The sequence below is a fragment of the Mesorhizobium sp. M4A.F.Ca.ET.022.05.2.1 genome (assembly GCF_003998845.1).
In the GTDB taxonomy this organism is placed as follows: Bacteria; Pseudomonadota; Alphaproteobacteria; order Rhizobiales; family Rhizobiaceae; genus Mesorhizobium.
The window spans coordinates 1-10,015 of the sequence record NZ_RZOJ01000223.1 but is presented as its reverse complement, the minus strand read 5'-3'; the positions used below and the strand labels follow the sequence as shown (position 1 = coordinate 10,015).

At 65.2% G+C, this 10,015-nt stretch carries 9 protein-coding genes and 1 pseudogene; 3 read left to right on the top strand and 7 right to left on the bottom strand.

Annotated features, from left to right (window positions below; all coding sequences use genetic code 11):
• The 4 genes and pseudogenes from EN745_RS37665 to EN745_RS21915 form a co-directional block, all read right to left on the bottom strand.
• Positions 1-127 (bottom strand): annotated as a pseudogene (locus EN745_RS37665) (MoaD/ThiS family protein); the annotation flags it as partial.
• A gap of 65 nt (positions 128-192) precedes the next feature.
• Complete coding sequence (locus EN745_RS21925; protein ID WP_127422237.1) at positions 193-2,457, bottom strand: xanthine dehydrogenase family protein molybdopterin-binding subunit; 2,265 nt, start codon at positions 2,455-2,457, stop codon at positions 193-195.
• Position 2,458: 1 nt separating this feature from the next.
• Entirely contained in the window at positions 2,459-2,935 is a 477-nt protein-coding gene (locus tag EN745_RS21920) for a (2Fe-2S)-binding protein (protein ID WP_126056097.1), read from the bottom strand.
• On the bottom strand, positions 2,935-3,795 hold the full coding sequence (locus EN745_RS21915; protein ID WP_126056098.1) for a xanthine dehydrogenase family protein subunit M: 861 nt from the start codon (positions 3,793-3,795) through the stop codon (positions 2,935-2,937). Before EN745_RS21915 ends, EN745_RS21920 begins: the two co-directional genes overlap by 1 nt.
• Before the next feature lie 267 nt (positions 3,796-4,062).
• Between EN745_RS21915 and EN745_RS21910 the strand changes: the two genes are divergently transcribed.
• Both EN745_RS21910 and EN745_RS21905 read left to right on the top strand, forming a co-directional pair.
• Positions 4,063-4,518, top strand: a complete 456-nt coding sequence (locus tag EN745_RS21910; protein WP_127422236.1) for a hypothetical protein — start codon at positions 4,063-4,065, stop codon at positions 4,516-4,518.
• Between the two features lie 92 nt (positions 4,519-4,610).
• A complete protein-coding gene (locus EN745_RS21905; protein ID WP_127422235.1) occupies positions 4,611-5,759 on the top strand; it encodes an amidohydrolase in 1,149 nt (382 codons plus the stop codon).
• Between the two features lie 84 nt (positions 5,760-5,843).
• Here the strand turns inward: EN745_RS21905 and EN745_RS21900 are convergent, their stop codons facing one another.
• Together EN745_RS21900 and EN745_RS21895 are read right to left on the bottom strand one after the other, a co-directional pair.
• Positions 5,844-6,845, bottom strand: a complete 1,002-nt coding sequence (locus EN745_RS21900) for an NADP-dependent oxidoreductase (protein WP_127399911.1) — start codon at positions 6,843-6,845, stop codon at positions 5,844-5,846.
• Between the two features lie 66 nt (positions 6,846-6,911).
• The gene (locus tag EN745_RS21895) at positions 6,912-7,727 is read right to left on the bottom strand and encodes an oxidoreductase (RefSeq protein WP_127422234.1); all 816 of its coding nucleotides are present in this window, start codon (positions 7,725-7,727) and stop codon (positions 6,912-6,914) included.
• Between the two features lie 102 nt (positions 7,728-7,829).
• Between EN745_RS21895 and EN745_RS21890 the strand changes: the two genes are divergently transcribed.
• Positions 7,830-8,396, top strand: a complete 567-nt coding sequence (locus tag EN745_RS21890) for a TetR/AcrR family transcriptional regulator (protein ID WP_126056103.1) — start codon at positions 7,830-7,832, stop codon at positions 8,394-8,396.
• Positions 8,397-8,403: 7 nt separating this feature from the next.
• Here EN745_RS21890 and EN745_RS21885 read toward each other — a convergent pair whose 3' ends face one another.
• On the bottom strand, positions 8,404-9,894 hold the full coding sequence (locus EN745_RS21885) for an aldehyde dehydrogenase (RefSeq protein ID WP_127422233.1): 1,491 nt from the start codon (positions 9,892-9,894) through the stop codon (positions 8,404-8,406).
• Positions 9,895-10,015 lie beyond the last annotated feature (121 nt).

Sequence of the window (10,015 nt, the reverse complement as noted above, 5' to 3'; positions counted from 1 at the left end):
GCTCGAAGGTGGGATACTGTTCCGAAAGTTTCCGGAACAGCTCCCTGATGTCCTTGGCCTCGACCTCGACCTTACTCTGGCCTCCGGCGAGCGCGCCAAGCGATCCCCAGAGCGTCACTTCGACCATCAGCGCCAGAACCTCATTGGACCGTGGCGTAAGCCGAAAACCGCTTAGCGCTTTTCAGCATTGCTCTAGCCTTCCCGTTCCGCCTCGATCGCCGCCAGGATCCGCGGCGGCGACATCGGGATGTGCGTCATGCGCACGCCAGCGGCGTTCGACACCGCATTGGCGATCGCCGCCAGCGGCGGCACGATCGAGGTCTCGCCGACGCCGCGCACCCCATAGGGGTGGTTGGGGTTGGGGATCTCAAGGATCTGCGTGTCGATCATCGGCAGGTCCGAGCAAACCGGGATGCGGTAGTCGAGGAAGCCGGGGTTCTGCAGGCGCCCGTCCTTGCCGTAGATATACTCCTCGTTGAGCGCCCAGCCGATGCCTTGCGCGGCACCGCCCTGGTACTGGCCCTCGACATAGGTCGGGTGCACCGCCTTGCCGGCATCCTGCACCACGGTGTAGCGGATCACCCTGGTGGCGCCGGTGTCGGGATCGACCTCGATGTCGCAGATATGGGTGGCGAAGGACACGCCGGCGCCGTCGGCGACCAGCTCGCTGTGGCCGGCGATCGGTCCGCCGGTCTTGCCGGAATCGGCGGCGATCTCCTGCAGCGACAGTTTGCCGAGATTGCCGTGCTTCTCGCCCTTGGCGACCGCGTGGCCCTGTTCCCAGGCGACGTCATCGACCGAGATGTCCCACATCTGCGCGGCGCGCTCACGCAGGATCTTGATCGCGTTGCGGGCGGCCGAGATTGTCGCCATGGAGGAGGAGAAGGTGCCGCGGCTGCCGTCGGTCATGTCGTTGTAACCGAGGGATGACGTGTCGGCGACGATCGCCTTGACTTGCGAATAGTCGATGCCGAGCTCCTCCGCCGCCACCAGTGACAACGAGGCCCGTGAACCACCGACGTCGACCGTGCCGACGGCCAGCGAGACCGAGCCGTCCATGCCGATGTTCAGGTCGGTGCAGGTCTGGCCGCCGAAGTTGAACCAGAAGCCGCAGGCCATGCCCCTGCCCTGGTTCTTCGCCAACGGCGCCTTCATGTGCGGATGGTTCTTCGCCGCCTCCAGTGTCGGGCCGATGCCGATCGGGCCGTAGACCGGGCCGTAGGAGGAGCGTGTGCCTTCGTGAGCCGCATTCTTGATGCGGAAGTCGACCGGGTCGATGCCGATCTCCTTGGCCAGCTCATCGACGGCGCTTTCCACCGCGAAGGCCGCCATGGGTGCCGAGGGCGCGCGATAGGCGGCGGTCTTCGGCCGGTTGACCAGTACTTCGTAGCCGACGGTCTTAACGTTCTCAAGCTTGTAGCAGGCGAAGGCGGTCATGGCGCCGATCTCGGCCCACGTCCCGGCATAGGGGCCGCTCGTGTAGCGCAGCGTCGCTTCGGCGGCGGTGATGGTGCCGTCCTTGCGGGCGCCGATCTTGACGTCGATCGAGGTGGCGCTGGTCGGGCCCGAGGCGCGGAACACCTCGTCGCGGGTCATCACCAGCTTCACCGGCCGTCCGGCCTTGCGCGACAGCGCCAGCGCCACCGGTTCGGCCCAGACATGGGTCTTGCCGCCGAAGCCGCCGCCGATCTCGGAGGAGGTGACGCGCAGCTTCGAGGCTTCGATGCCAAGCAGTTGCGCGCAGTGCTGGCGGTAGACGAAGTGGCCCTGCGTGCAGACCCACAGCTCGGCTGTGCCGTCGGTGCTGACGCTCGCCACGCAGGCATGCGGCTCGATATAGCCCTGGTGCGTCTGCTCGGTCTTGAACGAGCGCTCGACGATGAAGTCGGCCTGGCCGAAACCCTGATGGACGTCGCCATGGCCAAACTGGCTGCGCTTGGTGACGTTGGACGGCTTTGCCGGCTTTTCCTCGAGGCCCTCGGTGAAGGTGGCGTCGTTGACGAGCGGTGCGGTGTGCTTCATCGCCTCGTCGACATCGGTCACATGCGGCAACACCTCGTAGTCGACCTCGATCAGCTTCAGCGCCTGCCTGGCGGTGCGGGCATCGACGGCGGCGACCGCGGCCACCGCGTGGCCGTCATAGAGCGACTTGGTGCGCGCCATGCAATTGTCGAGGATGTCGTACATGGCGGCATCGCCATCGGTAAGGTCTGGCAGGTCGGCCGCGGTGACCACCGCCTTCACGCCGGCGAGTTTTTCGGCCTTCGAGGTGTCGATCTTCCTGATGATCGCATGGGCGTGTGGGCTGCGCAGCACGCGCCCGACGAGCTGGCCGGCCATGTTGAAGTCGGCGCCATAGCGGGCGCGGCCGGTCACCTTGTCGACGCCGTCGGGGCGAATGGGGCGCGTGCCGACGGAAGAGAAATTGCGTCCCGAGTAGCGCGGATCGAAATTCATCTCAGGCTCCCTTCATCACGTTCGCCGCGTCCTGGACGGCGCGCACGATCTTGTCATAGCCGGTGCAGCGGCAGAGGTTTCCGGCGAGGCCGAAGCGGATTTCCTCCTCGGTCGGGTCGGGGTTCTTGGCCAAAAGGTCCTTCGCCGCGATCAAAAAACCCGGCGTGCAGATTCCGCACTGAAGCGCGGCGTGCTCGAGGAATTTCTGCTGCAGCGGATGCAGTTTCTCGCCATGCGCCATGCCCTCGACGGTCTCGACGCGCCGGCCTTCAGCCTCGGCGCCAAGCACCAGGCAGGAGCAGACCAGCCGGTCGTCGAGGATGATGCTGCAGGCACCGCAGTCGCCGGTGCCACAGCCTTCCTTGGCGCCGGTCAGCCCGAGCCGGTCGCGCAGCACGTCGAGCAGGGTCTCGTCCGGCTGGCAAAGATATTCGACGTGATCGCCGTTGATTGTCGTTGAGACTGCTACACCGGCCATCACTTGCCTCCTGCGCGCTGATAGGCGGTCGTGGCGGCTCTCCTGGCCAGCACACCCGCAACTTTCCGTCTGAACTCGATGGTGCCCCGCTTGTCGTCGATGGGACGGCAGGCGCCGGAGCAGACCTTGGCCAGCCGCTCGAGCGCTGCTTCGTCGAGCGTCCTGCCGATGAGGGCCTCGGCGGCCTCGTCCACCAGCAGCACCGTCGGCGCCGCGGCACCCAGCGCCACGCGGGCCGCCTTGACCACGCCCTGCTCGTCGAGGGTCAGGTTCACGCCGGCGCTGACCACGGCGATGTCCATCTCGGTGCGCGGAATGAAGCGCAGATAGGCATCGCCCGAATGCGGCGCACGTTTGTCGAGCAGGATCGCCTCGATGATCTCGCCCTTGGCGAGCGAGGTCCGGCCCGGACCGGTCGGCACCGCCTCCACGGCAATCGTGCGCTTGCCCGAAGATCCGGCAACGACTGCCCTGGCGCCGGCGGCTACCAGCGCCGGCACGCTGTCGGCGGCCGGCGAGGCATTGCAGAGATTGCCGACGATGGTGCAGCGTCCCTGCACCTGCTTGGAGCCGATCAGCTTCGCCGCCTCGACGACGCCCGGCCACGCCTTCTTCAAGGAAGCGCTCTCGCCCAGCACGGCGCAGGGGACGGCGGCGCCGATGCTGAAGCCTTCTGCGGTTTCGCGGATCTCGCTCAGGCCCTCAATGGCCTTGATGTCGACGATCAGGTCGGGTTCGATGAAGCCGCCCTTCATCCTCACCAGCAGGTCGCTGCCTCCGGCGAGGATGGCGGCCGTGCCGGCCGACCCGGCCAATTGGCCAACGGCATCTTCGATTGAATGCGGACGTATGTAGCGCATCGTCTCCTCATGGTTATCGCAATCTTGTCGACCGTTATAAAGGGTCTCCTCATAATGGCCATCCTCTTCCGCATCGGCGGCGATTGGGCCAGGCGAGGCAAAATGCAGTCCCACCGGCGCACGCCGGTTCGGCTGACCGTCGGCCGCCCGGAATTGCGTCAAACAAAGGGTAAGCGGCTCGGCGTTGTCGCGAAACGATGAACCGCCGCAGGGGCTTGACCCGACGATCGCTCGCGTGAAACCTCTCCGGTCAAGGGAGAAGTTTCCATGCGACATCTTTTGGTTGTCCTCACCGCCTTGATCCTCGCGACAGCAGCGCAGGCGAGTACGATTTACTACGGCGCCAGGGTGGGAATGGAACTTACCATCGTGAAAAAGACGGGCATCGGCTCCACGCACGCCAGCATCCTGGCTAAACACGACAGGCAGAAGGCGGGCGTCTACTGCCGCGAATATGGCCACGATTTCTCCAAGGATTGCATCGACGCGGAAATGAAGTCGCCTCTGCACTTCGAGATCACCGCCAACTGCAAGACCGGCAAGTTCACCACCTTCTATGGCGCCAACATGCTGTTCCAGGGCCGCAACAAGGGCACCGATGTGACGACGGACTATCTGATCACATCGATTGATGACAATGTGGTGCTCGATGGCTCCGGCGCTTCCGGCTACGACTATACGCTGGAGCAGTTCAAGGCGCTGTGCCCCAACCGCGTGAAGTAGGGCCGGTGGCCTGGCCCGCCCGAGCCCGGAACCTGGACCGTGGCGGGCACGGCCATTTGTGGCTAGCAAGTCGTCATCGGAGGCCAAGAAGCATGACCCTGACCAATCAGGATATTGTCGAGCTGACCGCGTGGCGGCGCAAGCTGCACCGGCAGCCGGAGATTTCGAATGAGGAGGAGAAAACGGCAACGGAAGTCGTCTCCTTCCTCGCCGACACGGGGCCGGACAAGGTGCTGACCGGACTGGGCGGACACGGTGTTGCGGCGGTCTACGACAGCGGCCGAGCCGGCCCGACCGTACTGTTCCGCTCGGAACTCGACGCGTTGCCGATCGAGGAACTCTCCGGCGTGCCGCATGCCTCGCAGGTGCCGGGCAAGTCGCATATGTGCGGCCATGACGGGCACACCGCGATCCTGGCCGCGCTCGGCCGTCAGCTCGGACGTGAGCGGCCGGCTAGCGGCCGCGTCGTGCTGATGTTCCAGCCGGCGGAAGAAACCGGCAATGGCGCGGCCGGCGTCGTCGCCGATCCGCGCTTCAGCGAGATCACCCCGGATTTCGCCTTCTCGCTGCACAATCTGCCCGGCGTGCCGTTCGGCGAGGTGCGGCTGAAGAGCGGCGTGGTCAACTGCGCCTCGCGCGGTATGCGCATCGTGCTGGAGGGCAAGACCGCGCATTCGTCGATGCCCGAGACCGGCATCTCGCCGATGCTGGCGATCAGTGAGCTGATGCCGGCGCTGCCGGCGCTCGGGCGCGGCAGCTTCGCCGACGACGACTTCTCAATGGTGACCGTCACCCATGCCGAGATGGGCGAAGCCGTGTTCGGCATCGCGCCCGCCCATGCTGAGGTCTGGGCGACGCTGCGCACCCGGCGCGACGAGCGCATGGCGGATCTCTGCGCCGCCGCTCAAGCGCTGGCCGCGGAAATCGCCGGCCGGCATCGCCTGGCCTTAAGCTCCGACTATCACGAGATCTTCGTCGCCAGTGTCAACGCGCCGGACGCGGTGGCGCACCTGCGCCGCGCGCTCGATGAAGAAAGCGTCGACCACAGCGAAGAAGCCCTGCCGATGCGGGCCTCGGAGGATTTCGGCCTGTTCGGCCACAGCGCCAAGTCGGCGATGTTCTTCCTCGGCGCCGGCGAGCGCTATCCGGCGCTGCACAATCCGGACTATGATTTTCCGGACGACCTGATCCCGATCGGGTCGAGGATCTTCATGCGCACGGCGCGCAACTTGCTGGGGTGAGGGTTGGCTGGCGGGCGCGAGTCAACGCCAAGCGAAAGTCATTGGCCAAGCGAAAGTCATTGCGAACCCCAAAGATGGCCGTCGCTATCTGACCTTGATGACCACCTTGCCCTTGGCGCGTCCCGTTTCGACGTAGGCCAGGGCCTCGTTGGTCGCTTCGAAGGGAAAGACCCGATCGACAACCGGGCGGATCGCGCCGGACTCGATGAGGGCGGTGATCTTGCCCAACTGGTCGCCCTGCGCCCACATGAACAGGAACGAAAAGCTGACGCCACGGCGCCTGGCTTTGGACCGAATGGCGCGGCTAAGAAGGCGCAGGAGCGTCCTCAACACCAGGTTCAACCCCTTTTCCCTGGCGAATTCGGGATCCGGCGGGCCGGAGATCGAGATGAGCTTGCCGCCGGGTTTGAGCACAGTGAGCGACTTTTCGAGTGTTTGGGCGTCCTGGCTGTTCACGACGATATCGTAGCCCGACAGGATTTTTTCGAAGTCGTCTTTCCGGTAGTCGACGACGACATCGGCGCCGAGGCCCTTGACCAGAGCAGCGCTTGTTGCGCTCGCCGTCGTCGCAACGGTCGCGCCGAGATGCTTTGCCAGTTGGATCGCGAATATGCCGACGCCGCCGGAGCCGGCCTGGATGAAGACCTTCTGTCCTTTGCTCAGCTTTGCCCTTTCAACGAGCACCTGCCAGGCGGTCAGACCGACCAGGGGGATCGAGGCCGCCTCCTCCATGCTGAGATTGCTGGGCTTCAGGGCGACGTCGGCTTCATCGATGGCGATGAACTCGGCGAATGCCCCGATCCGGCCATCGCGCGGCCGCGCATAGACCTCGTCGCCGGGTTTGAACCTGCGAACTTTCGATCCCACGCGGATGACCTTGCCGGCCACGTCGTGGCCGAGGATGAAGGGCCGGCTATAGGGCAGGATGAGCTTGAACTCTCCGGTCCTGACCTTGGAATCGAGAAGGTTCACCGCCGCCGCATGGATCTCGACCAGGACATCGCTGACCCCGAGCTTCGGCTCCGGCATCTCGGCCAGCCGCAGGATGGCCTTCTTGTTATACTTGTCGACAACGAATGCCTTCATGGCAGTAACTTCCTGAAAGTGGTTTTGGTGTGCCGCACGGTGAGAATCCCCCTGCCCTGCGCCTGTTCAGACCGGCAAGCGGAACTGCTTGCGCAAGCTCTTGTCGAACATCTCGACGGGGACAAAGCGGCGCAGCATGCTGACCTGCCGCGCGGCCTTGCCGGCGGTGTAGCGCCGCCGCGGACGGGCATCGGTCGCGGCCTTGACGACCACATCCGCCACCACTTCCGGCCGGTCGGCCTTCGGCATCACATCGCGAAGCAGGGCGTCGACTCCGGCGCGCGCCCGATCATATTCCTGCAACAGGGAATCCGGCTCTATCCCGTTCTGGTCGAAGACGGTGCGCACGAATGCCGGCTCGATGACGGAGACGCGAATGTTGAAGGCACGAACCTCGTGATCGAGCGATTCCGAATAGCCCTCGATCGCGTGCTTGGCCGCCGAATAGTGGGCCGAATACGGCGCCGGCACGAGACCCAATATCGAGCCGATGTTGATGATGCGCCCTTCGCCATGCCGCCGCATCGACGGCAATACCGCGTTGGTCATGCGCACGACGCCAAACAGATTGACGTCGAACAGTGCCTGTACCTGCGCGATCGAGAATTCCTCGGCGCCGCCAATCATGCCGACGCCGGCATTGTTGACCAGCACATCGATCCGGCCGGTACGCGAGAGCACCGTCGAGACGAGTGCGGTGATGGCCTCGACATCGGTTACGTCGCAGGCCAGCATGGTTACCCCGTCCGGGCCGTTGCCGGCCGCGCGGCGGCTTGTCCCGAAGACGGTAAATCCCGCCCGCGCCAAGGCCTCGGCGCTGGCGCGGCCGATGCCCGAGGAGGCTCCGGTCACAACAGCGGTCTTTCCGGAATTCGCATTCATGTCATGCTCCAAAATCGCCAAGGCCGGTCTTTCCGGCCAATTAAATTACGCCTATAATATAATATTATGACCATAATGCAATAGCGGAAAGGACGTACAGCCATGCGCTATGAAAAGGGCCGCAAGGACGCCTCACGCGGCCGGATCATGGAAGTCGCCGCCGAACGCTTTAGAAGCGACGGCATCGCTGCGTCCGGACTGGCGACCATCATGAGCGACGCCGGGCTTACGAACGGGGCCTTCTACCCGCACTTTCAATCGAAGGCGGAGCTTGTCCGCGAAAGCGTGGCCGCGGCGCTGGATGCCCAGTCGCGGCAAATTCAGGAATTGTTGGCTTCGGGCGGCCCGGAAAAGGCCATAGAAGCGTATCTGTCGGCCGAGCATCGGGACAATCCGGAAAAGGGCTGCGCCTCCGCGGCGCTGTTGCCCGAGATCGCGCGCCAGCCACCGGAAACGCGCGAGGTCTATACCGAGCGCTTCCTGTCACAGGTGCTGAAAGTTGCCGCAGCGCTGCCGCAGGGCAAGGATCCGGAAGGCGTGGCGCTGGGTGTGTTCGCGACGCTCATCGGCGCGCTGCAACTGGCCCGCGCCGTACAGGGGACGGACCTGTCGGATCGCATCCTTGCCGCGGGCGCGGATGCGGCGCGGACGCTGATCCAGCAGCGTTAGACCGCCGTCAGCCGAGCGCGATCCATGCCGTCTTAAGGTCGGTGTATTTGTCGATGGCGTGCAGCGACTTGTCGCGACCGAAGCCGGACTGCTTGACGCCGCCGAGCGGCACGGTGATGTCGGCGCCGCCATAGGTGTTGACGTGGACGACGCCGGCATTGATGGCGCGCACCATGCGGTGCGCCGTCGACAGGTTCGAGGTCCACACGGCGGAGGCCAGGCCGTAGACGGTCGCATTGGCGAGGCTCACAGCTTCCTCCTCGGTATCGAAGCGCATGACGCCGAGCACGGGGCCGAACACCTCCTCGCGAGCGAGCTGCATCTTTTCGGTCACGTTCTCGAAGATGGTCGGCGCCATATAGCTGCCGCCGGTCTCGGTCAGGATGCGCTCACCGCCGGTGACGAGGCGGGCGCCCTCCTCCGCCGCCTTGGCGACGAAGTTGAGATTCTTGGTCAACTGCTCGGCGCTCGACACCGCGCCGACATCGCTGCCGAGATCGAGCGGATCGCCGACTTTCAGCTTCGTGGTCGCCTTGAGGAGCTCGTCCATGAAGCGGTCGTAGATCGACGCCTGGACGAGCAGGCGGGAACCGGCGACGCAGACCTGCCCGGAATTGCGGAAGATGCCATTGGCCGACACGACGGCCGCTTGGCTGAGGTCCGGCGCGTCGGCAAAGACGATGTTGGGCGACTTGCCGCCGAGCTCGAGGAAGACGCGCTTCAAATTGGAGCGCGCCGAATAGTCGAGCAGGCGGCGGCCGACCGGACCGGAACCGGTGAAGGCAATGGCGTCGACATCCATATGCAGGCCGAGCGCCTCGCCGGCCACCGCGCCGCGGCCGGTGACGACGTTGAAAACGCCTTCCGGCAACCCGGCCTCGGCAGCAAGCTCGGCCAGCCGCAGCAGCGTCAGCGAGGCGATTTCCGGCGGCTTGACGACGATCGAGTTGCCGGCGGCGAGCGCCGGCGCGATCTTCCAGGCGCCAATCATCAGCGGGAAATTCCACGGCACGATGACGCCTACGACGCCGAGCGGTTCCTTGTGGATCAGGCCCAGCACATTGTCGGCAGTCGGCGCGATCTCGCCATAGATCTTGTCGATCGCCTCGGCGTAGTAGCGGATGGTGCCGGCCGCCGACACCGGCTCGGCCTTGTAGGCCATGCCGATCTCGGTGCCGTTGTCGCGCACGCCGAGCACGGCGAGTTCGTCGGCGTGCCTCTCGACCAGTTCGGCGAGCTTCGTCAGCACCTTCTTGCGAAAGGCGGGAGCCGCGCGCGACCAGGAACCTTTCTCGAAGGCCTTGCGGGCAGCGAGCACCGCGCGATCCACATCGGCGGCATTGCCGTCGGCGATGCTGGCGAATGGGCGTCCGTCGATCGGCGAGATCACCGGCAAGGTGGCGCCAGTCGCGCCCGCCGTCTGGACGCCATCGATGAACAGGTTGCGCGCGCCGACCTCGGTCTTGCGCAGCGTGTCGATGGTGCTCTGGCTGATCATTGGGCAGCGCCTCCGAAGGCAACATTGAGGGTGGTAGGCGCGCGGAACTCCCAGCCGCGGAACACCGGTTGCTTCCCGGGCACCAGTTTCAGGTCGGGGAAGCGCGCGAGCAGATGTGCCT